At 61.2% G+C, this 21,502-nt stretch carries 20 protein-coding genes; 12 read left to right on the plus strand and 8 right to left on the minus strand.

Annotation, left to right across the window (positions count from 1 at the left end; translation table 11 throughout):
* Positions 1 to 267: 267 nt before the first annotated feature.
* The gene (gene gltX / locus HBN79_RS09420; protein ID WP_130871711.1) at positions 268 to 1,749 is read right to left on the minus strand and encodes a glutamate--tRNA ligase; all 1,482 of its coding nucleotides are present in this window, start codon (positions 1,747 to 1,749) and stop codon (positions 268 to 270) included.
* Positions 1,750 to 1,951: 202 nt separating this feature from the next.
* Between gltX and HBN79_RS09425 the strand changes: the two genes are divergently transcribed.
* The 11 genes from HBN79_RS09425 to HBN79_RS09475 all read left to right on the plus strand — a co-directional run bounded on the left by HBN79_RS09425 (position 1,952) and on the right by HBN79_RS09475 (position 11,689).
* On the plus strand, positions 1,952 to 2,902 hold the full coding sequence (locus HBN79_RS09425; protein ID WP_169916642.1) for a 2-hydroxyacid dehydrogenase: 951 nt from the start codon (positions 1,952 to 1,954) through the stop codon (positions 2,900 to 2,902).
* 14 nt (positions 2,903 to 2,916) lie between these two features.
* Positions 2,917 to 4,242, plus strand: a complete 1,326-nt coding sequence (locus tag HBN79_RS09430) for an Nramp family divalent metal transporter (RefSeq protein ID WP_169916643.1) — start codon at positions 2,917 to 2,919, stop codon at positions 4,240 to 4,242.
* A gap of 70 nt (positions 4,243 to 4,312) precedes the next feature.
* Positions 4,313 to 5,263: a siderophore-interacting protein gene (locus HBN79_RS09435; protein WP_169916644.1), complete on the plus strand. Its 951-nt coding sequence runs from the start codon at positions 4,313 to 4,315 to the stop codon at positions 5,261 to 5,263.
* A gap of 292 nt (positions 5,264 to 5,555) precedes the next feature.
* Positions 5,556 to 6,755 carry a PepSY domain-containing protein gene (locus HBN79_RS09440; RefSeq protein WP_095002721.1) on the plus strand — a complete coding sequence of 400 codons (1,200 nt, stop codon included), beginning with the start codon at positions 5,556 to 5,558 and terminating at the stop codon, positions 6,753 to 6,755.
* Complete coding sequence (locus tag HBN79_RS09445) at positions 6,752 to 7,291, plus strand: thiamine pyrophosphate-binding protein (RefSeq protein ID WP_095002722.1); 540 nt, start codon at positions 6,752 to 6,754, stop codon at positions 7,289 to 7,291. Before HBN79_RS09440 ends, HBN79_RS09445 begins: the two co-directional genes overlap by 4 nt.
* Positions 7,291 to 7,626, plus strand: a complete 336-nt coding sequence (locus HBN79_RS09450) for a hypothetical protein (RefSeq protein WP_095002723.1) — start codon at positions 7,291 to 7,293, stop codon at positions 7,624 to 7,626. The genes HBN79_RS09445 and HBN79_RS09450 overlap by 1 nt, the downstream gene beginning before the upstream one ends.
* Positions 7,623 to 8,177 (plus strand): DUF6162 family protein, encoded by a 555-nt coding sequence (locus tag HBN79_RS09455; RefSeq protein ID WP_095002724.1) that lies wholly within the window; start codon positions 7,623 to 7,625, stop codon positions 8,175 to 8,177. Before HBN79_RS09450 ends, HBN79_RS09455 begins: the two co-directional genes overlap by 4 nt.
* A 34-nt stretch (positions 8,178 to 8,211) precedes the next feature.
* Positions 8,212 to 9,153, plus strand: coding sequence for a metal ABC transporter substrate-binding protein (locus HBN79_RS09460; protein WP_095025035.1), 942 nt, complete (start codon positions 8,212 to 8,214; stop codon positions 9,151 to 9,153).
* A complete protein-coding gene (locus HBN79_RS09465) occupies positions 9,150 to 9,905 on the plus strand; it encodes a metal ABC transporter ATP-binding protein (RefSeq protein ID WP_169916645.1) in 756 nt (251 codons plus the stop codon). Before HBN79_RS09460 ends, HBN79_RS09465 begins: the two co-directional genes overlap by 4 nt.
* Entirely contained in the window at positions 9,902 to 10,801 is a 900-nt protein-coding gene (locus HBN79_RS09470) for a metal ABC transporter permease (protein WP_095018972.1), read from the plus strand. Before HBN79_RS09465 ends, HBN79_RS09470 begins: the two co-directional genes overlap by 4 nt.
* Positions 10,802 to 11,689 carry a zinc ABC transporter substrate-binding protein gene (locus HBN79_RS09475; protein ID WP_169916646.1) on the plus strand — a complete coding sequence of 296 codons (888 nt, stop codon included), beginning with the start codon at positions 10,802 to 10,804 and terminating at the stop codon, positions 11,687 to 11,689. It abuts the gene before it with no gap.
* Between the two features lie 36 nt (positions 11,690 to 11,725).
* Here HBN79_RS09475 and lipA read toward each other — a convergent pair whose 3' ends face one another.
* From lipA to HBN79_RS09510, 7 genes are all read right to left on the minus strand, one after another.
* The gene (lipA, locus tag HBN79_RS09480) at positions 11,726 to 12,703 is read right to left on the minus strand and encodes a lipoyl synthase (RefSeq protein ID WP_169916647.1); all 978 of its coding nucleotides are present in this window, start codon (positions 12,701 to 12,703) and stop codon (positions 11,726 to 11,728) included.
* Positions 12,704 to 12,728: 25 nt separating this feature from the next.
* The gene (glyA, locus tag HBN79_RS09485) at positions 12,729 to 13,982 is read right to left on the minus strand and encodes a serine hydroxymethyltransferase (protein WP_153326524.1); all 1,254 of its coding nucleotides are present in this window, start codon (positions 13,980 to 13,982) and stop codon (positions 12,729 to 12,731) included.
* Positions 13,983 to 14,031: 49 nt separating this feature from the next.
* A complete protein-coding gene (gene gcvH, locus HBN79_RS09490) occupies positions 14,032 to 14,409 on the minus strand; it encodes a glycine cleavage system protein GcvH (protein ID WP_095002731.1) in 378 nt (125 codons plus the stop codon).
* Between the two features lie 424 nt (positions 14,410 to 14,833).
* On the minus strand, positions 14,834 to 16,363 hold the full coding sequence (locus tag HBN79_RS09495) for a sigma-54-dependent transcriptional regulator (protein ID WP_169916648.1): 1,530 nt from the start codon (positions 16,361 to 16,363) through the stop codon (positions 14,834 to 14,836).
* A gap of 85 nt (positions 16,364 to 16,448) precedes the next feature.
* The gene (gene cycA / locus HBN79_RS09500; RefSeq protein ID WP_095002733.1) at positions 16,449 to 17,858 is read right to left on the minus strand and encodes a D-serine/D-alanine/glycine transporter; all 1,410 of its coding nucleotides are present in this window, start codon (positions 17,856 to 17,858) and stop codon (positions 16,449 to 16,451) included.
* A gap of 392 nt (positions 17,859 to 18,250) precedes the next feature.
* Complete coding sequence (locus tag HBN79_RS09505) at positions 18,251 to 19,576, minus strand: ATP-binding protein (protein WP_095002734.1); 1,326 nt, start codon at positions 19,574 to 19,576, stop codon at positions 18,251 to 18,253.
* Positions 19,573 to 20,256: a response regulator gene (locus tag HBN79_RS09510; RefSeq protein ID WP_095002735.1), complete on the minus strand. Its 684-nt coding sequence runs from the start codon at positions 20,254 to 20,256 to the stop codon at positions 19,573 to 19,575. Before HBN79_RS09510 ends, HBN79_RS09505 begins: the two co-directional genes overlap by 4 nt.
* Positions 20,257 to 20,438: 182 nt before the next feature.
* Between HBN79_RS09510 and HBN79_RS09515 the strand changes: the two genes are divergently transcribed.
* Positions 20,439 to 21,482, plus strand: coding sequence for a hypothetical protein (locus HBN79_RS09515; RefSeq protein WP_169916649.1), 1,044 nt, complete (start codon positions 20,439 to 20,441; stop codon positions 21,480 to 21,482).
* Positions 21,483 to 21,502 lie beyond the last annotated feature (20 nt).

Raw genomic sequence — 21,502 nt, forward strand, 5'->3', positions numbered from 1 at the left:
GGGGCCTCTCTACAGACAAGGTCAGGAGCAAATCCTGCCTTAAGCAGCTATCGGCCTCCCCGAAACGCTTTTTGTACACGCCCCGGCATTTTCTTGGGCACCGGGAAAACATACAAGCAGCTGCCGAAGGCTGCGTCCGGCGGCATAGCCGTCGTAAATGCAGAATGCTCGATTTGACTGAAAAACCGTGCATTTAGATTTTACGATTGCTTCGCAATCGAACACAGCCTCGTTCCTTCGGCAGCTGCTACGGTTTTTTACGCCCTGTTAACCAATCGTGTTAAACAGCTTTTCCCACTCTTTGTTTTCTTTCTTGGACACGCCACCCAGCAGGTCCAGCGCCTGACGCAGACGGAAACGGGTCAGGTCCGGCCCCAGGATTTCCATGGCGTCCAGCACCGACACAGAGCTGGCCTGCCCCGTGATCGAGGCAAACATCAGCGGCATGGCATCACGCAGCTTCAACTCCAAGCTTTCAACCACGGCCTGGATGCTGCCGGTGATGGCGTCCTTTTCCCACTGACGCAGGCTTTCCAGCTTCCACAGGATCAACTGCATCAATTGACGCACTTGCTCGTTGGACAGCTTCTTGTGCTCAAACAGTTTGGCATCCAGCTGCAGGCCGCCCGAGAAGAAGAACCCGGCCAGCGGTGCAATCTGGCTGAACGTCTCGACACGGCCCTGTACCAGCGGCGCGATTTTCATCATGTACTCGGGGTTCAGCGCCCATTGCTGTACGCGGCTGGCGAACTCGTCCAGCGGCAAATCACGCAGCCATTGGCCATTGAGCCAGGACAGCTTTTCAACGTCGAAAATCGGCCCGCCCAGCGATACACGGCTCAAGTCGAAGTTGTCGACCATTTCCTGCAACGAGAACTTCTCGCGCTCGTCCGGCATCGACCAGCCCATGCGACCCAGGTAGTTGAGCATCGCTTCAGGCATAAAGCCCATGCGCTCGTAGAACGTCACCGAAGTCGGGTTCTTGCGCTTGGACAGCTTGCTCTTGTCCGGGTTGCGCAGCAGCGGCATGTAGCACAGCTGCGGTTGTTCCCAGCCGAAGTATTCATACAGCAGGATCAGTTTGGGTGCCGATGGCAGCCACTCTTCGCCACGCAGTACGTGGGTGATGCCCATCAAGTGATCGTCGACCACGTTAGCCAGGAAGTAGGTCGGCAGGCCATCGGTTTTCATCAGGACTTGCATGTCCATGCGGTCCCACGGGATTTCAACGTCACCGCGCAGCAGGTCCGGCACCACGCAGACGCCCTCGGTCGGCACTTTCATGCGGATTACGTGAGGTTCGCCAGCGGCCAGGCGTTCAGCCACTTCTTCCTTGGACAACAGCAGCGCACGACCGTCGTAGCGCGGGGTCTCGCCCTTGGCCATTTGCTCGGCGCGCATCTGGTCCAGTTCTTCGCTGGTGCAGAAGCACGGGAACGCATGGCCCATATCCACCAGTTGCTGGGTGTATTTCTTGTAAATGTCGCTACGTTCGCTCTGACGGTACGGGCCGTGCGGGCCGCCGACGTCCGGGCCTTCACTCCAGGTGATACCCAGCCAGCGCAGGGCATCGTAGATCTGCTGCTCGGACTCGCGGGTCGAGCGCAGTTGGTCGGTATCTTCGATCCGCAGGATGAATTCGCCGCCATGCTGCTTGGCAAAGCAGTAGTTGAACAAAGCAATGTAAGCGGTGCCGACGTGGGGGTCGCCGGTAGGCGATGGCGCAATGCGCGTGCGAACGGTGGTCATGGGCGGTCTCGAAGTGAAGATAAAACAAAGGGCGAATGGTAACAGGCCGACCCGGCCCGGCTCCAGTACAGGACTCAGCCCGGCCGCCACACGGTTGAAAAAAGCTGTAATAGAGCGTTTGTATCGAATTGATACGGGGAAAAACAGCCTATACCGGTGTTAATCTCGGCTTATTCCCGACATCCCCTGGCTGGAGAGACCTATGCCCCACGTTGTGCTGGTGCTGGTAGAGAGCGTTAACGATTACCTGCATATGCTGGAGAACCAGGGCTACGAGCTGATCCTTGCGCCCACCCCCGCCAGCCGCGCCGAAGCCATAGCCCGACACGGCGCCCGCATCGACGCCGTGCTGACTCGCGGCCCGCTGGGCTTGCAAGCCGATGAAATGGCCGCCCTGCCCCAGCTCCGAATCATCTGCGTGATCGGCGCCGGCTTCGAACAGGTCGATTTGCAGGCCGCCAGCAACCAGGGCATTACCGTGACCTTTGGCGCCGGGGCCAATGCTTCATCGGTTGCCGACCACGCCATGGCGCTGCTGTTGTCCGTGGTGCGCGGCATCCCCCAGGCCGACGCCAGCATCCGCCGCAATGAATGGGTCAAGGTGCGCCAGCCGTCACTGTCGGGCAAACGCATGGGCATTATCGGCCTCGGCGCCATCGGCGCTGCCATCGCCAAACGTGCGGCCCACGGCTTTGACATGAGCATCCGCTACCACAGCCGCCAGCCGCACCCCGACTCGCCCTACACCTACTGTGCCAGCGTGCTGGAACTGGCCGCTGCGGTGGATTTCCTGATGATCGCCACCCCCGGTGGCAGCGCCACCCATCACCTGGTCAACGCCCGTGTGCTGGACGCCCTGGGCAGCGAGGGCTACCTGATCAATATTGCCCGCGGCAGTGTGGTCGATACCCAGGCGCTGATCAGCGCCCTGACCGCCGGCAAAATCGCCGGGGCCGGGCTGGATGTGTTTGAAGACGAACCCCTGGTACCCGACCCGCTGAAAACCCTCGGCAATGTGGTCATGACCCCGCATGTAGCGGGCCAGTCACCCGATGCGGTCGAAGCCACGGTGCAATTGGTGGTCGATAACCTGCGGGCGTTTTTTGCCGGCAAACCCGTTCTCACCCCGGTGCCATTGCCCCACCCTGCCTGACCCGGAGCCTGCGCTTGAAATTCCGCCTGCCAACAACCGCCACTGCGCCCTTCTGCCCCTCCGAAGTCAGTGGCAGCGTGCCCGTCGACGCCAGCGCGCCGTTTTTCAGGCGCGTGCTGCGCTTTGCCGGGCCCGGCCTGCTGATCAGCATCGGCTATATGGACCCCGGCAACTGGGCCACCGCCATCGAAGCCGGCTCACGTTACGGCTATCACCTGCTGTTTGTGGTACTGCTCGCCAGCCTCGCGGGCATGGCCGTGCAATGCCTGTGTTCGCGCCTTGGCATCGCCACCGGCCGCGATCTGGCGCAGCTGTGCCGTGAGCGCTACAGCAAGCGCTCGGCGCGGGTGCAATGGATGCTGGCGGAAATCTCGATCATCGCCACCGACCTGGCCGAAGTACTCGGCTGCGCGCTGGCGTTCCATCTGCTGCTGGGCTGCTCGCTGACCACCGGCATCGCCCTCACTGCCTTCGACACCTTGCTGGTGCTGGCCTTGCAAGGCCGGGGATTTCGCCGACTTGAAGCGATCATGCTGGCGCTGGTGATGACTATCGTCGGTTGTTTTTTTGTCGAACTGGTACTGATCAAACCTTACTGGCCCGACGTGTTCGAGGGCTTCAAACCGTCACTGTCGGCCATCAGCGACGCAGCACCGCTGTACATCGCCATCGGCATCATTGGCGCCACCGTGATGCCGCACAACCTGTACCTGCACAGCTCCATCGTCCAGACACGCCTGACCGGCAGCGACTACGCCAGCAAACTGGATGCCGTACGCCTTTCACGCATCGACACCATCGGTTCCCTGGCCCTGGCGCTGCTGGTCAATGCCGCCATCCTGATCCTCGCTGCGGCCGCTTTCCACCAGACCGGCAATACCGACGTGGTCGAGATCCAGGACGCCTACCGCATGCTCGACCCGCTGGTGGGCGGGGCCATGGCCAGCATCCTGTTCGGCGTGGCATTGCTGGCCTCGGGGCAAAGCTCGACATTCACCGGCACCATTGCCGGGCAAGTGATCATGGAGGGCTATCTGAACCTGAAGATTCCCTGCTGGCAACGGCGCCTGATCACCCGCGGGCTGGCGCTGGTGCCTGCATTCCTGGGCGTGTGGCTGATGGGCGACGATGCGGTGGGCAAGCTGCTGATCCTCAGCCAGGTGGTACTCAGCCTGCAACTGCCCTTTGCCCTGTACCCGCTGATCCGCATGACCAGCGACAGACGCCTTATGGGCCCGTTCGCCAACCGACTGCCGACGCGGCTGCTGGCGTGGTTTCTGTTTGCAGTCATCAGTTGCGCCAACCTGTGGCTGATTGCACAGATCGGGTTCGGCGCCTAACCCCCAGCCCCTTAAATTCGGCGCGCAATGGCTCGTTATACAAGACGACTCCTGCTATTGAGGTGCTGTTATGTCCACCGCTGCCACCCTGGTGCAAAACCTGCGCAATCGTCTGAGCAAGCCTGCGGGATATCGTCTGTTCGATATCCAGCTCAAGCACCGCATCACCTTGAGCCCGTCACTGACGCGCTTTGTGTTCAGCGGTAGCGATGTGGCGCTGATGCGCACCCTGGCACCCGACCAACGGGTCAAGCTACTGTTTCCCAGCGCCAACGGCGCCACCGCCAACCTGCCCAAACAGAGCGACTGGCGAGCGCCCCTGCGGGATATGAGCCCCGAGTCAGTGCCACCCATGCGCTCCTACACCCTTCGCAACCTGCGCGCTGAGGCCGGCGAACTGGATATCGACTTCGTCCTCCACGGCGTCACCGGCCCCGCCACACGCTGGGCTAGCCAGGCCAGAGCGGGGGATCGCCTGCAGATCGCAGCGCCCAATGCAGCCTGCACCGACGACCCCGGTGGCTATGAATGGCAGCCACCGCAAGGCATGCGCAAACTGTTGCTGATCGGCGACGAAACTGCGCTGCCAGCCATTGCCGGCATCCTTGAAGAACTTGCCCTGCACCCCGATACCCCCCAGGTCCAGGCCTTTATTGAAGTTCCTCAAGAAGCCGACTGCCAGCCCTTGCTCTGTGGCCCGAACACCAAGGTGCACTGGTTGCCGCGTGCCAGCCTGGGCAAACAGCATGGCGATGGCATGCTCCTGGCCGCCCGCGAACTGGCCAGCCTGCCGCCCAGACGCATGCTGGCCCGGGCGTGCGCTGAACTGCAAGAGCTGGATCTGGATAACCAGCGCCTATGGGAGCGGGCCAGCGCCAAACACAATGAGTTTTATGCCTGGGTAGCCGGGGAATCGATGGCGGTGATGGCGATCAGGCGGTTTTTCGTCCATGAGTGCGGCATGGACCGCAAGGGGCTGACCTTGATGGGGTACTGGAAGCTGGGGCGGTCGCTAGGGTGATACTGGCCCTTGTAGCAGCTGCCGAAGGAACGAGGCTGCGTTCGGCGGCGCAGCCGTCGTAAAACCTGAACACTCAATCCACCTGACACACCGAAGCGCTTGACTTCACGACGGCTGCGCCGCCGAACGCAGCCTCGCTCCGCTCGTCAGCTGCTACAGGCGAATGAGAACAAGAAACAATTTTTTACATATCTAGCTTCGGGTTTTGCTCTTCTCATCCGTCCTACATGGATAAGCAGTCGCTTCTCAATGGCGATTACACACCCGCCCCGCCGCGAGTTTGCCGTTTCCCATGTCCAAAAAATCCCGTTCAAAACTCTGGTTCCTGGTTCACAGCTGGATGACCCTGCCCATCTGGTTCTTTGTGCTGATTGTCTGCGTGACCGGCACGCTGGCTGTGGTCAGCCAGGAGATCGTCTGGCTGGCCACCCCCGAGGCCCGTGCCACACAACCGGCCGATGATGCACCCCTGCTGACTTACGAGCAGGTACTGAGCGCCATTCACAAGGCCGAACCGACGTTGGCCGTACAGTCGATCAGCCGCCCGGACGAGTCGCACTTTGCCCTGGTGGCCAGCGTGGTGTACCCGGACGGCCGCTCGCCATCGTTGTATATCAGTCCCTATACCGGGGTGATCCAGGGCGAAAGCCCCAGCTTTGACTTCAAGGCCTTTACCCGCGCCCTCCACGGCTGGTGGCTGGTGCCCTTTACCAACGGCTATAGCTGGGGCTGGTACCTGGTGTCATTCCTCGGCCTGCCGCTGCTGGCATCGCTGATCACCGGGCTGGTGGTCTACAAGAAGTTCTGGAAAGGCTTTTTCAAGCCCAACCTGCGTTTCAAACACGGGGCGCGGATTTTTTGGGGGGATTTTCATCGCCTGTGCGGCATCTGGTCGATCTGGTTTATTGCGGTGATTTCCATCACCGGTCTGTGGTTCCTGATCCAGGCTTTCATGTTCGATAACCAGATCTCCATCTCGACCGCAGGCAACCCGCCGGTTGTGGCCCGCCAGGATGTGCCGCTTATGCCGGACGGCAAGCCAGCACCGCAGATCAGCCTCGATCAGGCGGTCAAGATTGCCGCCGACAACATCCCGGGGCTGGAAGCCAGCTTTGTCAGCCTGCCGAGCAATGCCTACGGGCATATCGAGGTGGGCGGCCCGGGCTGGTACCCGCTGCTGTTCCAGACTGCCGACATCAACCCGTACAACGGCGCAATCGAAGGCTCACGGATGATTGCCGACCGCTCCGGACTGGAGCTGGTGACCGAGTCCATGCGCCCGCTGCACACCGGCGATTTTGGCGGGTTGTGGGTCAAGCTGATCTGGTTCTTCTTCGGCCTGATTCTCAGCATGATGGTGTTGAGCGGCCTGTTGATCTGGACCAAACGTACGGCCCTGGCCACCGCCAATGCCCTCAAACGCAGCGAAAAACCCCGGAGGGCAGCCGCCGTCTCGGCGCATAAACCACAGCACGAAGAGGCCAATGTATGAGCAAGGCAGCGGCTGCACAGCCTGCGTCCACCCTGAGCCGGCTGTGGCACAAATGGCGCTTTCACATCAATGTCCTGCTGTTACTGGTGCCGCTGGGCTTTATGCCCAAGTACTTTGCCGACGCTTCCCTGTTTCGCGGCGACAGCGGCCTGGGCGAGCGCGACATCGGCACCGTGCAGGTCGGCCCCTGGAGCCTGCAACTGGCCGAGTTGCGCAACGAGGCCCCGCGCCCCGATGGCCCGGCAGGTTATATGAAAAGTTTTAACGCGGCCCTGTGTGACACCTGCATCGATCAGGTCAAGGCCGCCTACCTGCGTATCGGCAAACCGCGCAGCCTGCGCGCCGCCGGGGTGATTTTCTTCGGCACGCCTTATCGCATGGGCGCCACCCTGCCCATCCCGGAACGCACCAAGGCCGATGCCGAGCTGTGGATCACCCTCGAAGGGTGGGACGGCTCCATGCACCAGGCCGCCATTCCCCTGAGCCAGGCCTCACCGGCAACCCTCGCCTGGCTGGCCCAACGAGGAGCGAAATAATGCATGCGCGCCTGTTTAAAACACCTGCCCTGGCAACGGCCCTGATCGCCTTGATCGGCGTTTGCAGCCAGGCACAGGCCCACAACCCGATGTGCGAATGCAAGGCCATTGAAGACGGACAAATCCGCTGCACCGGCGGGTTTTCTGATGGCAGCGGCGCACCGGGGGTGACCCTGGACGTGATCGGCTACGACGAAACCATCCTGGTACCCGGCAAGCTGGGGGCCGATTCGACCCTGACCTTCAAACGTCCGGATGCCGAGTTTTATGTGCTCTTCGACGCCGGCCCTGGGCATATCGTTGAAATCGACCAAGCCGATATCGAGGCCCCATGAGTACTCAAGTCGTACGCCCGGCCGGGGCGGGGCATGAAACCCTGTATGTGCTGCTGTTGTGCCTGCTGATTGTGACCGTGGCCGGCTCGGTGGTGGCCTGGCGTCATGAATCCAGCGAGGTGACGTCGGTGGCGGCCCATCAGCTGGATGCGCGCCGCGACCTGAATGCCGCCGAACAAGGGATCTATGCCGATCTGCGGGTCACCCTGGACGAAATCCTGCTGCTGCGCGAAGAGTCCGCCGCCCTGCCCCAACCCGCGCAACTGGCCGAAGAAGGCTTCGCGCCCTTTGCCCAAGACGCCAGTTCGGTGAGCCGTGGCAACCACGCCTGGCAGTTGCTCGGCGAGCAGGCGTACCTGGGCCTGAGCCCCAGCCCTGAAGTGGCAGGCTCGTTTCTGCTGCGCATTGGCGACCAACCGGACGTGTGGCTTAACCGCAATCCCGGCGCCAGTGTCCCTGCCGACCTTGACGATGCCGCCCTCAACCAGAGTGGCTGGCAACAAGTGATCGCGCAATTCGATGCCGGGGTTACCCGTCAGCACCGCCACTGAACCCACCGCTTGCCCTGAGAGAAGACTGCTCGCCATGTCGATTTCATCTGTATTGCGCCGCCGCACCCTGTTGCTGGCCAGCCTGTTCGCCCTTTGCCTGTCTCCCCTGGTCAGCGCCGACACCGCGCCCGCGCCCCTGGCCAAGCCGCTGCGTATCGGCATCACCCTGCACCCTTACTACAGCTATGTGAAAAACATCGTCGGTGACAGGGCTGAAGTGGTGCCGCTGATTCCGGCCGGGTTCAACCCGCACGCCTACGAGCCCCGCGCTGAAGACATCAAGCGCATCGGCACCCTGGATGTCATCGTGCTCAATGGTGTGGGCCATGATGACTTCGCCGACCGCATGATCGAGGCCAGCGAAAAACCGCAGATCCCGGTGATCGAGGCCAACCAGAACGTACCGCTGCTGGCCGCCACGGGTAACGCGGCACGGGGTGCAGGCAAGGTGGTCAACCCGCATACCTTTCTGTCCATCAGCGCCTCGATCGCTCAGGTCAACAACATTGCCCGTGAACTGGGCAAGCTCGACCCGGCCAACGCCAAGGCTTACACCGCCAATGCCCGCGCCTACGGCAAACGCCTGCGCCAGATGCGCGCAGATGCCCTGGCCAAGCTGACCCAGGCACCCAATGCCGACCTGCGCGTGGCCACGGTGCACGCGGCCTATGACTACCTGCTACGGGAATTCGGCCTGGAAGTCACCGCTGTGGTCGAACCTGCCCACGGTATCGAGCCCAGCCCCAGCCAGCTGAAGAAAACCATCGACCAATTGCGCGAACTGGATGTGAAGGTGATCTTCTCCGAGATGGATTTCCCGTCCACTTACGTCGACACCATTCAGCGCGAGTCAGGGGTCAGGCTGTACCCGCTGTCGCACATTTCCTACGGTGACTACAGCGCCGACAAGTACGAAAAAGAAATGACCGGCAACCTCAATACCGTGGTCCGGGCAATCCAGGAGGCCGGCGCATGACCGCCTCCGAACGCCTCTGCGTCACGGCCTGCGGGCCGGGGGTGGAGTTTGACCAAGTGTCGCTGACCCTGGGGCGCACGCCCATTCTCGATCATGTCAGCTTCAGCATCCGCCCTGGCAGTGTGCATGCCCTGGTAGGGCCCAACGGCGGCGGTAAAAGTTCGCTGATCAAGACGCTATTGGGGCAAATGCCCCATCAGGGTCGCCTGTGCCTGAACTGGCCCGGTGAGCCGGGGCTGATCGGTTATGTGCCCCAGGCACTGGAATTCGACCGTGGCCTGCCGATGACCGTCGATGACTTTATGGCCGCCATGTGCCAGCGTCGCCCGGCCTTTATGGGGTTGTCGCGCAAGGTCGCCCCGGCCATCGGCGAAGCGCTGGAACGGGTGGGCATGCAAGACAAACGCAAGCGGCGCATGGGCGCGCTGTCCGGTGGTGAACGCCAGCGGGTGCTGCTGGCCCAGGGGCTGATCCCGGCACCGCAATTGCTGGTGCTGGATGAACCCATGTCGGCCCTGGACGAAGCCGGTGCCCAGGTGTTTGAGCGACTGCTGACGGACTGGCGCCAGGCCGGGGTCACGGTGGTGTGGATCGAACACGACCTGGCCGCCGTCAAGCGCCTGGCCGAGCGTGTCACCGGGCTCAACCGCCAGGTGCTGTTCGACGGGGCGCCGGAACAAACCCTGAGCCCGGAACGTTTGCTCACGCTGTTTTCGACCCATCCCAAGGCTCACGGGAGCGCCCTTTCATGAGTTACGAAGCCTTCCGCTTGCTAGTCCAGGGCTGGGCGTCTGCCGGTTATCTGCCAGAAGTACTGGCGTATGGCTTTGTGGTCAACGCCCTGCTCGCAGGCTTGCTGATCGGCCCCGTGCTGGGTGGCCTGGGCACCCTGGTAGTGGTCAAGCGTTTTGCGTTTTTTTCCGAGGCCGTGGGCCATGCCGCACTGACCGGCGTGGCCATCGGCATCCTGCTCGGCGAACCCTACACCGGCCCCTATGGCAGCCTGTTCGGCTACTGCCTGCTGTTCGGGATTTCGCTCAACTACCTGCGCAACCGCACCGGGCTGGCACCGGATACGCTGATCGGAGTGTTCCTCTCGGTGTCGCTGGCCCTGGGCGCGAGCCTGCTGCTGATTCTGGCCGGCAAGATCAACGTGCATATCCTCGAAAACGTGCTGTTCGGTTCGGTATTGACGGTCAACGGTAACGACCTGCTGGTACTGGCCGTGGTCGGCGCGCTGGTGCTGGGCCTCAGCTTGCCGCTGTACAACCGCATCATGCTGGCCAGCTTCAACCCGCAACTGGCCGCTGTACGCGGGGTGGCCGTGAAGGCGCTGGACTACCTGTTCGTGATTCTGGTGACGCTGATCACCGTCGCCGCCGTTAAAGTTATCGGCGCGATTCTGGTCGGCGCCCTGCTGGTGATTCCTGCGGCGGCGGCACGATTGCTCAGCCAGTCGCTGAAGGGGTTTTTCTGGATCTCGGTGCTGATCGCCACCGTCAGCACCCTGTGCGGCATTCTGCTGCCCATCGTGTTTGACCTGCCGATCCCGTCCGGTGCCGCGATCATTCTGATGGCCGGCATCGCCTTCGCCCTCGCCGCCATCGCCCGTGGCGTGGTGCCCAGCCTGAAAGGGAATATTGGATAAATGTTCACTCTGCGCAAACTGACCCTCGCCCTGGCCCTCACCGGCCTGTTGAGCACCCCGGTGCTGGCCGAAACCACCGTACTGGCCAGCCTGCCGATTACCTTTGGGTTGAGCGAACTGCTGCTCAAGGACAGCGGCGTGAAACTGCAACGGGCAGCACCGGCCAACCTGCCGGGCAGCCGCCAGAGTGCCTATTTCAGCAGCCGTGGTGCCCAGGCCCTGCACTCGCTGGCCACAGAAGCCGATGCGGTGATCGGCCTGCGCTCCGTGTGGAGCGACGATCCGCTGTACCCGATGGCGCGGCGCAGCAATATCCGCATTGTTGAAGTGGACGCAGCGCGGCCGGTGGACGGCAGCCTGCCGGGCATTGCCGTGCAACCAGGTGTTCATGTCGATGGTCTCAATAGCCAACCGTGGCTGACCAGCAACAATATGGGGCGCATGGCGGATGTGATCGCTGCCGATCTGGTGCGCTTGGCACCGGATGCCAAGCCGCAGATCGAAGCCAATCTGGCGAGCCTCAAGCAGCGCCTGCTCAAGCTCAGCGCCGACAGCGAAGCGCAGTTGGCCCAGGCGGACAACTTGAGTGTGGTGAGCCTGTCCGACCGATTGGATTACCTGATTGGCGGGTTGAATCTGGAGCGGGTCGAGGTCAATCACAAGGGTGATGAAACCTGGACACCGGAATCACTGCAAGGGTTGACCCAAACCCTGAAAAACAATGAAGTGGCGTTGGTGCTGGACCATCGCCAGCCTTCAGCCGAGGTACAAAAAGCCATTGCCGAGGGTGGCAGCAAGCTGGTGGTAATCGGTGCCGATGGCACCGATCCCGTGACTGAGTTGCAGGGCAACATTGAAGCGATCATCAAGGCTCTTGTTCAGAAGTAAACCCTGTACTTGTGGGAGCGGGCTTGTGGCACCCGGCTAAGCCGATGTGCCTCCCTGCACCTGTTTATCCGCATGATAGGACGAGCGCACCAACGGCCCCGAGGCGACGTTTTTGAAGCCCATGCGCAACCCTTCTTCGGCAAACCAGGCGAAGGTGTCAGGGTGCACAAACCTCTGTACCGCCAGGTGGCTGCGCGAAGGTTGCAGGTACTGGCCCAGGGTCAGCATGTCGACCTCATGCTCGCGCATGCACCGCATCACTTCGATCACCTCTTCGTCCGTCTCGCCCAGCCCCAGCATCAGCCCCGACTTCGTCGGCACATGGGGCACCCGGTGTTTGAAGTTCTGCAGCAAATCCAGTGACCACCCGAAATCCGACCCCGGGCGTGCGGCTTTATACAGTCGCGGTACGGTTTCCAGGTTGTGGTTGAACACATCGGGGGGCTCCTGCGCAGTGATCGCCAGCGCCACATCCATGCGCCCGCGATAGTCGGGCACCAGGGTTTCCAGTTGCACACCGGGCGACAGCTTGCGGATTTCACGCAGGCAATCGACAAAGTGCTGCGCGCCGCCGTCGCGCAAGTCATCACGGTCCACCGAAGTGATCACCACATACTTGAGGCCCAGGTCGGCAATGGCAATCGCCAGGTTTTTCGGCTCGTCCCTGTCCAGAGGCTTGGGCCGGCCGTGCCCCACGTCGCAGAACGGGCAGCGCCGGGTGCAGATATCACCCATGATCATAAAGGTCGCTGTACCGCCCGAAAAACACTCGCCCAGGTTTGGACAGGCCGCTTCTTCGCACACACTGTGCAGCTTGTGCTTACGCAGCAGCGCCTTGACCCGTGCCACCTCGGGCGAGGTGGCAATGGGCACGCGGATCCACTCTGGCTTGCGCGGGATTTCTTCGGTGGGCAGGATCTTCACCGGGATACGCGCCACCTTCTCGGCTCCCCGCAGTTTTACCCCGGTCTGCAAGGGCTGCGGGCGGCTGGCAACAGGCAATGGTGCATTCATGACTTGGCTCCACACGGGTATGCATTCAGGCCGAATACACTGGAAACAGTGCGCACAGCTCGCCGACCTGACGGGCAACCCGGGCCTCGATCGCCGCATCGCCCGGATGGTCGAGGATGTCGCAGATCCAGGTGGCCAGCGCACGGCACTCGGGTATCTGCAAGCCACGGGTGGTCACCGCCGGGGTGCCGATACGCAGGCCCGAGGTCACGAACGGTGACTGCGGATCGTTGGGCACAGCGTTTTTGTTGACAGTGATATGGGCACGGCCCAGTGCTGCGTCGGCATCCTTGCCGGTAATGCCCTGGCGGATCAGGCTGACCAGAAACAGGTGGTTGTCGGTGCCGCCGGAAACCACGTCATAGCCGCGCTGCTTGAACACTTCAGCCATGGCCTGGGCATTCTTGATCACCTGGAACTGGTAGTCCCTGAAGCCTGGTTGCAGCGCCTCCTTGAAGCACACCGCCTTGGCAGCGATTACATGCATCAGAGGGCCGCCCTGCCCGCCGGGGAATACTGCCGAGTTGAGTTTTTTCTCCAGATCGGCATCAGCCCTGGCCAGAATCAGCCCGCCCCGCGGCCCGCGCAGGGTCTTGTGGGTGGTGGTGGTGACCACATCGGCGTAAGGCAGCGGGTTGGGGTACAAACCGACCGCCACCAGCCCGGCGACATGGGCCATGTCCACAAACAGATACGCCCCGACCTTGTCGGCAATGGCACGAAAACGCGGGAAATCCAGGGTCTTGGAGTAGGCCGAGAACCCGGCCACGATCATTTTGGGCCGATGCTCCAGGGCCAGGCGTTCGACCTCGTCATAGTCGATCAGGCCATTGGCGTCGGTGCCGTATTGCACCGCGTTGTACAGTTTGCCCGATGAACTGACTTTGGCTCCATGAGTCAGGTGGCCGCCGTGAGCCAGGCTCATGCCCAGAAGAGTGTCGCCTGCTTGCAGCAACGCCAGGTACACCGCCGCGTTGGCTTGTGAGCCGGAGTGCGGCTGGACGTTGGCATAGCCTGCGCCGAATAGTTGTTTGGCGCGATCGATGGCCAGTTGTTCGACCACATCCACGTGCTCACAGCCGCCGTAATAACGCTTGCCCGGGTAGCCTTCGGCGTATTTGTTGGTCAGCTCGGTGCCCTGGGCCTGCATTACTTGCGGGCTGGTGTAGTTCTCCGAGGCGATCAGCTCGATATGCTCTTCCTGACGTTGCGCCTCGCGGGTAATGGCGTCGAACAGGGCGGGGTCGAAATCGGACAGGGTCAGGCTTTTATGGAACATGAGGGATTTCCTTTTTATTAGAGATTCAAGCAATGCCTGCGCGGCGATATCAGCCGTTTTCGGCAACAAAGGCGTCATAGGCCTGCTGGTCGAGCAGATCGTTGAAAGCCGACATGTCTTCGATGCAAATACGAAAGAACCAGCCTTCGCCCATGGGTGAGGCATTGACCAGTGCCGGGTCATCGGCCAGAGCCTGGTTAACGGCCACCACCTCTCCGGTGAGCGGCATGGTGATAGTGCTGGCTGCCTTGACCGACTCCAGCACGGCCACTTCGTGACCTGCCTCGAACGCCCCCAGCTCGGGTACCTGCACAAACACCACATCACCCAGTGCCTGCTGGGCAAAGTCGGTAATGCCAACGGTCAAATGGCCCGATGCTTCCAGGCGCAGCCATTCGTGTTCAGGAGTAAAACGCAGAGTGCTCATGGACTTTTCTCTTGTTATCAATGTGTCCTGGTGCAGGACGAACAGGCGCAACTGACAGGACAAGAGCAAAGGCGATGCCAAGTTTTAAAAAACCTTTAAAATCAATAACTTAAATAAAAATGAACGCATTGTGACGAAAGCAGTGGAGTGAAACTGCTCCAGCTCTGGAGAGGGTCTGGCGGGTTGATCCCGCAAGGGCGGGGTCAGGATGGGTACGGAGCGAAATCATTCCACTGGAGCAGAATCACACCACTCGAACCAACGTACGCTGCGCGCACTGAATGCAGCCGCTGAGGAGCTCAGCGGCTACAGGAAAAACTGCAACTGTGGGAGCGAGCCTGCTCGCGAAGGTCGTTCGCGAGCAGGCTCGCTCCCACAATAGGGCTTGATCTCCAACAGAGTATCTACAGTTCAGCGGTGCGGGTTACGAACGCGAGGTTATGCCGTATTTACGCAACCGCTGGCCAATGGCGGTATGCGACGTCTGCAGCCTGGAGGCCAACTGCCGGGTCGATGGATAGGCCACGTAGTAACGCTCCAGCAAGGTTTTTTCAAAGCCTTGCACCGCCGCTTCCAGGCTGGTCACTTCTTCGCTGGCCGCCCTTTGGCCGGTCAGCTCGGTACCCGCCAGTTCCAGATCCCCACAATCAATCACATCGCCCTCGCTGGTGGCTGCCGCGCGGAAGATGACGTTTTGCAGTTGCCGAACATTGCCCGCCCAGCGATTGCCCAGCAACAGCGGATGGGTCGCCACAGCCAGTTGACAGGGCGAGCGGTGAATCTGTTCGCAGGCCTGGCGCAGAAAGTGTTCGGCCAACAGCAGAATGTCCATGCCACGGTCGCGCAACGGTGGCACCAGCAAATTGAGGACGTTAAGACGGTAATACAGATCCTCACGGAAAGTCCCCTCCCTCACCATGCGCTCCAGGTCGCGGTGGGTCGCGCAGAGCACCCGCACATTGACCCGCACTTCGCGCTCGCCGCCGATACGTCGAAAGCAGCCGTCGCTGAGAAACCGCAGCAGCTTGGCTTGCAGGTACGGAGACATCTCCCCCACCTCATCGAGAAACACCGTGCCACGGTCTGCCAACTCCAGCAGCCCCGGTTTGCCGCCACGCTGGGCACCGGTAAAGGCCCCGGCGGCATAGCCGAACAACTCGCTTTCGGCCAGGCTCTCGGGCAGCGCTGCACAGTTCAAGGCCAGGAACGACGCATCGCGGCGGGCGCTCATGGCATGACAGGCGTGGGCCACCAGTTCCTTGCCGGTGCCGGTTTCGCCCTGGATCAGCAGCGGCGCATCCAGGCTCGCCACTTTGTGCAGCCGCGTCTTGAGTTCTTCTAGCACGAGCGACTTGCCGAGCAATGCCTCCAGCCCTTCAGCCGGGTCGCGCAACAAGGACGCCAGCCGCTCGCCGATACGGCTCGGCGGATACAGGGTCAACAGCCCGCCCACCAGAACATCCCTGCCGCCGCTGATGGGCGTGGCATCGAGCAGCAGGTCGCGACCCTTGAAATTCACTTCGCACATGGGCAGGCGAAAGCCTTTATCGATCAGGGTACGGGCCAGGTCAGGGGCCGCGAACAGATTCGACAACGGCTCTCCGGTGGGGTCGCTGCCATAAAGATCCGTCAGCCCGGGGTTGGCCAGCAGCACGCAGCCGTCGGGATCCACCGCCATCACCGGGTCGCTCATCGCGGCCAGCAAGGCCTCCAGTTGCAGGCGGCGGCGCTGGCCCGGGAGGATGTCCACCAGGTCCACAGCCTGCACCCCTGCTACCCCCAGCAAGGCGTGGTGGAGTTCCTCCAGCACTTTTTGCGACAGAGTGGGTGCATCGATATAGACATTCGGCGGGCTCATCTCCACCGCGTCCAGGTTGAGATTGCGCGCGCCCAGCAGCATCAGGATTTCCTGGGTGATGCCGACGCGGTCTTTGAAGGTAACGTGAATTCGCATGGCCTGGCACTCCCTGACAGCAAACAACGAGGGGCGGCACGCCCTGTGCCGCCCCCCGGGCAGAATCAATGTCGTGAAGCGGCCATCAGTCGGTCTGGCAAGCCAGGTCCGCAGCCTCCTGCTTGTTGCGCAGCACCGTGCGATAGCCCAGGCCCAGCACCACAAACCACACCGGCACCATGTACAGCGCCTGGCGAGTGTCATCTTCCAGCGCCAGCAAAGTCAGGATAAACACGAAGAAGGTCAGGCACACCCAGACCATGAACTTGCCACCCGGCATTTTGTACTTCGAGGCACGGTGCAGGTGATCGCGCTTTTTACGATAGGCCAGGTAGGACAGCAGGATCATGGTCCACACAAACATGAACAAGGTGGCCGATACCGTGGTGATCAGGGTGAAGGCCTCCATCAGGTTGGGCACCACATAAATCACCAGCGCGCCCGCCAGCAGACAGATGCAGGAGAAGATCAGGCCATTGGACGGTACCGCACGGCTCGACAGGTTCTTGAACTTGCTCGGCGCGTCGCCATCCATTGCCAGACCGAACAGCATGCGGCTGGTGGAGAACACACCGCTGTTGGCCGAAGACGCTGCCGAGGTCAACACCACAAAATTGATGATGCCTGCGGCTGCGGGCAAACCGGCGAGCATGAACAGTTCAACGAACGGGCTTTTGTCAGCCACCACATCACGCCACGGGGTGACCGCCAGGATCGCAATCAGCGCAAACACGTAGAACATGATGATACGCAGCGGAATCGAGTTGATCGCCCGCGGCAGGTTGCGCTCCGGGTTTTTGGTCTCCGCCGCAGTGGTGCCCACCAGCTCGATGCCGACAAAGGCAAACACGGCAATCTGGAAACCGGCGAAAAAGCCCATCAGCCCATGGGGGAACATGCCGCCGTCATTCCACAGGTTGGCCAGCGATGCCGAATTGCCGGTGGGTGACTGAAACGCCGTGGTCACCATATACAGCCCGGTGCAGACCAGTGCGCAAATGGCCACGATCTTGATCATGGCAAACCAGAACTCCAGTTCGCCGAACATCTTCACCGTGATCAGGTTCAGTGACAGCAGCAACGCGACGCAGCCGATGGCAGGCAGCCATAACGGGATATCGGGGAACCAGAAATGGGTATAGCCGGAGATCGCGATCACATCGGCAATGCCGGTCACAATCCAGCAGAACCAGTAGGTCCAGCCGGTGAAGTATCCGGCCATGGGGCCCAGCAGGTCTGCGGAGAAGTCGATAAAGGATTTGTACTTGAGGTTGGACAGCAACAGCTCGCCCATGGCACGCATCACGAAAAACAACATAAAGCCGATGATCATGTAGACGAAGATGATCGAGGGACCGGCGAGGCTGATGGTCTTGCCCGAGCCCATGAACAGACCGGTACCGATGGCACCGCCAATGGCGATCAGCTGGATATGGCGATTGGACAGGCTGCGTTGCAGCTCCGGTTCCTGGGTATCAGGTCGGTGATTTTGCATGAATCATCCTCTTTATTGTTCTTGTACGGGGTCCCTGGACCAGATAAACATCATGTTTACACAGAGCGGACAAAGGGACATGAGCACGTTCTGTGCCAGCACCGTACAAGAGGTCAAGCGGGCCGTTTATGCGCCGTGGAGTCTGTTTGTGTGTAATGGAATCACTCCACAAATAAGCGTTTGCGGGTGGTTCATTGGAGCGCGGGTACTGTAAACCATGGTCCGACTGAAGTTGTAACGAAATCAGTACATTGGAGCGTATTCGTACCGTGGGCGGCCGAAAGTCGCTCTTATTGTGGGAGCGGGCTTACTCGCGATGGCATCACCTCAAACGACCTGCAAGACCCCGTTGCCTGTATCGCGAGCAAGCCCGCTCCCACAGAGGATGCGCCTCAAGCGCTCCTTTTCAACGGCATGCGCAATTCAACCCGCAAACCATCGGGCTGGCTGTCGAATCTCAGTTCACAGCGGCAACGCTCGACAATCGCCTGAACAATCGCCAGGCCCAGGCCGCAGCCGTTGCTGTTGCCATTGCGCCAGAAGCGCTGGGTCATGTGTTGCAGGGTTTCGGCAGGGATACCGGGGCCGTGGTCACGGACCTGGTATTTAACCTGTGAACCTTCAACGGCCACGGTCAACTCCACCCGGGTGCCCGCCGGGGTATGACGCAAGGCGTTGTCCAGCAAGTTGCGCAGCGCAGCGATGGCCAGTACCGAAGGCACTTCAAGCGCCGTGTCCGGGAGATCGGGCGGCAGCTGCAGGCAGATACGCTCACCATCGCCAGCCGCCGCATCGTGCACCGCGAAATGCGCCACCTGTGCGGCCGAACAATTGACCCCGTCGTCAAACGACAGGCTGCCCTCGACCCGCGCCAGCAACAGCAATTGCTCCAGAGTGCGGTGCAGGCGGTCGGCACCGGCCTCGGCATGGGCCAGTGACTGTTCGCGGGCCTCGCCGTCGGTCATGCGCGCCACTTGCAGGTGGGTCTTGATCGCGGTCAGCGGGCTGCGCAGCTCGTGGGCCGCATCGCCGGTCAGGCGGCGTTCACGCTCGATGGTCTTGGCGATACGGGCAAACAGCTGGTTCTGTGAATCGAGCAGCGGTTTCAGTTCGCCGGGCAACGGTGAAATGTGCAACGGCTGCAACGAATCGGCATCACGGCGCATCAGGGCATCGCGCATGCGATTGAGTGGCGCCAGCCCCTGGCCGATCCCCAGCCACAGCAGCAGCAAGCAGACGATCAATGCCATGCCCACCGGCACCGAGGCCGCCAGCAGCACCGACAGGTTCAAGGCCTCGCGCTCGACCTGACGATCGGCCGTGGTGATACGCACATCGCCACGGTCCAGGGTGAAAGTGCGCCAGGTCGCGCCATCGATGACCTGATCATGAAAACCCGCCGCCTGGGATTGCATCGGCTGGTCAGGGTTGTTGTGGCTGCGAGCCAGAACCTCGCCGCGCAGCGAACTGACCTGGCAGGCCATGCCGCCGGGGATGGTCAGTTGCTCGGCACTGAAATGGGTGCCCTCGCCCTTGACCGGCAATTGCGGTAGCTGCTCCAGCAACCCGGCGACCATGCGAGCCGAGGCCACCAGGCGCTGGTCGAGGGAGAACATCATCTGCTGACGCAGGTCGCTGAGCATCCAGGCCGCAGCCAGAGCCCACACCAGCACAAACGCCGAACCGATGGTCAGGCTCAGACGCAGACGCAAGCTCATCGTGCTTCGGACTCTGCGCTGTCGGCCGGGCCCAGGCGATAGCCCAGGCCACGCACGGTCTCAACGATACCGTTACCCAATTTGCGTCGCAGATGATGGATATGCACGTTCAAGGCGTTGCTTTCCAGCTCGTCGCCAAAACCGTAGATGCTGTCCTTGAGTTGCTCGCTGGACAGCACCCGTCCACGGTTGTGCAGCAAGGCTTGCAGCAGCGCCTGCTCGCGACGGGACAAGTCCACCGGCTGGCCGCCCAGAAGGGTCACGCGGCTGCTGGGGTCGTAGGTCAGGCTGCCATGTTCGATCAGGTTGACGCTGCGCCCGGCCACCCTGCGCAACAAGGTATGCAGGCGGGCAGCGAGTTCACGCAGGTCGAAGGGCTTGAGCAGGTAGTCATCGGCACCGGCCTGCAGGCCGTCGACACGGTCGGTGACCGAGTCACGGGCGGTCAGGATCAGCACCGGCAATTCAAGGCCCTGCTGGCGCAACTGCTGCAGCAGCTTGAGGCCATCTTCATCGGGCAGGCCCAGGTCGAGCACCATGACGTCGAACTCGGCAGCCTTGAGCATGGCCCGTGCTGCGGCGGCGGTACTCACATGCTCAACCGTCAGCCCCTGTGCCGTCAGCCCGGCCTTGATGCCGCTGGCAATCAGTTCGTCGTCTTCGCAAACCAGTACATGCATGCTGATACCCGCGTAAATAAGCCGATTAAAAGGTCATGGGATTAAGGCCCGATTATGCCTTGGCAAACCGTGGCTCGTGGCACTGTGCGCGGTGCGGACAGTGCCTATTTATGTAACGCACTCGCACTCCAATCCATCCCTAATCTGGAGATCGCCTCGCCAACAACCTGAAGGAACTTCACATGCTGGCACCCAGTGATGAGTTTTCGTGGCTCTTCGAAGGGCTCCCCACCTACACCACACTTCATCAAAAAGGCATGCGTCTTTACGACCTTGGCGCCTTTGAACATGCCCGGCAGTTTTTGCAATTACCCGCGACGGTGGGCGATGCCGAGGCTCAGTTTGCACTGGCCAGCATCATCGAGCATAGCCCTACTGAAATCTCGTCCCAGATCACCACGCTCAGGCGACAAATTGCAGGGATAACGCAAATCAGTCTCCAGAAAGAGCATCACTGGCACCTGGTAACACAGGCCTCACAGATGATCGAAAGACTGCAGATCACCCTCAAGGCGCAGTATATGCCCCTCTACGAGGCTGCCGCGGAGCACGGCAATATTGACGCGATGCTGCGTCTGGGCGGCGATGCGTGGAACGTAAAAGTGCGCGCACAGCTCGAAAGCGGCTTGCGAGTCCATACCCCCGAAGCACTGCTGGACATGTATGCCTTGACCAGGGATCTGAATTGGCTAAAGCATTCGGCGGCATCAGGACATGCCATCGCTCAATACTTGCTGGCAACCCTCTACGATAAAAACCCAACAATGCTGGCCAGCGCCGAGGATCCCCAAGAAGTCATCTATGAACTGATCAGCAGCTCAGCCTATGGTGGATATCCTCCTGCCATGAACTGGTTTGCGAACCGCATTGAAAACCGCCGGAACTTTGCGCTTATTCAACACTGGATACTCAAGGAAGCCCAGGCCGGCAGCATCAATGCTGTCCAGCAATATGGCCTGGCCCTGACCGGCATGAACAGCGATGGCACCCATAACGATATCGTCAGCGGTTTCGAAGCCGATTACACAGGGGGGTATGCCCTGTTATGGCTGGTCAACCAGGTAAAGGGCCGGGGGAGCAATCCCTATAATATCCAGGACAAACTCCATCATCTTGAGTCGGAGCTGGGCCCGGCCCAAGTCATTACTGCCAAAGAGATTGCCCATGAGTGGCGTGAGCACTACCCGCTGCTGTCCGAATTCCGCCTGCGCGCCTGCTTGCTCTAAGCCCTCAACCGGCTTGAACC

Source organism: Pseudomonas sp. WS 5051, from assembly GCF_012985715.1.
In the GTDB taxonomy this organism is placed as follows: domain Bacteria; phylum Pseudomonadota; class Gammaproteobacteria; order Pseudomonadales; family Pseudomonadaceae; genus Aquipseudomonas; species Aquipseudomonas bubulae.

Coding starts and splice junctions, on each gene's coding strand:
- gltX (WP_130871711.1), bottom strand. CDS start 1,749: ATGACCACCGTTCGCACGCGCATTGCGCCATCGCCTACCGGCGACCCC.
- HBN79_RS09425 (WP_169916642.1), top strand. CDS start 1,952: ATGCCCCACGTTGTGCTGGTGCTGGTAGAGAGCGTTAACGATTACCTG.
- HBN79_RS09435 (WP_169916644.1), top strand. CDS start 4,313: ATGTCCACCGCTGCCACCCTGGTGCAAAACCTGCGCAATCGTCTGAGC.
- HBN79_RS09440 (WP_095002721.1), top strand. CDS start 5,556: ATGTCCAAAAAATCCCGTTCAAAACTCTGGTTCCTGGTTCACAGCTGG.
- HBN79_RS09445 (WP_095002722.1), top strand. CDS start 6,752: ATGAGCAAGGCAGCGGCTGCACAGCCTGCGTCCACCCTGAGCCGGCTG.
- HBN79_RS09450 (WP_095002723.1), top strand. CDS start 7,291: ATGCATGCGCGCCTGTTTAAAACACCTGCCCTGGCAACGGCCCTGATC.
- HBN79_RS09455 (WP_095002724.1), top strand. CDS start 7,623: ATGAGTACTCAAGTCGTACGCCCGGCCGGGGCGGGGCATGAAACCCTG.
- HBN79_RS09460 (WP_095025035.1), top strand. CDS start 8,212: ATGTCGATTTCATCTGTATTGCGCCGCCGCACCCTGTTGCTGGCCAGC.
- HBN79_RS09465 (WP_169916645.1), top strand. CDS start 9,150: ATGACCGCCTCCGAACGCCTCTGCGTCACGGCCTGCGGGCCGGGGGTG.
- HBN79_RS09470 (WP_095018972.1), top strand. CDS start 9,902: ATGAGTTACGAAGCCTTCCGCTTGCTAGTCCAGGGCTGGGCGTCTGCC.
- HBN79_RS09475 (WP_169916646.1), top strand. CDS start 10,802: ATGTTCACTCTGCGCAAACTGACCCTCGCCCTGGCCCTCACCGGCCTG.
- lipA (WP_169916647.1), bottom strand. CDS start 12,703: ATGAATGCACCATTGCCTGTTGCCAGCCGCCCGCAGCCCTTGCAGACC.
- glyA (WP_153326524.1), bottom strand. CDS start 13,982: ATGTTCCATAAAAGCCTGACCCTGTCCGATTTCGACCCCGCCCTGTTC.
- gcvH (WP_095002731.1), bottom strand. CDS start 14,409: ATGAGCACTCTGCGTTTTACTCCTGAACACGAATGGCTGCGCCTGGAA.
- HBN79_RS09495 (WP_169916648.1), bottom strand. CDS start 16,363: ATGCGAATTCACGTTACCTTCAAAGACCGCGTCGGCATCACCCAGGAA.
- cycA (WP_095002733.1), bottom strand. CDS start 17,858: ATGCAAAATCACCGACCTGATACCCAGGAACCGGAGCTGCAACGCAGC.
- HBN79_RS09505 (WP_095002734.1), bottom strand. CDS start 19,576: ATGAGCTTGCGTCTGCGTCTGAGCCTGACCATCGGTTCGGCGTTTGTG.
- HBN79_RS09510 (WP_095002735.1), bottom strand. CDS start 20,256: ATGCATGTACTGGTTTGCGAAGACGACGAACTGATTGCCAGCGGCATC.
- HBN79_RS09515 (WP_169916649.1), top strand. CDS start 20,439: ATGCTGGCACCCAGTGATGAGTTTTCGTGGCTCTTCGAAGGGCTCCCC.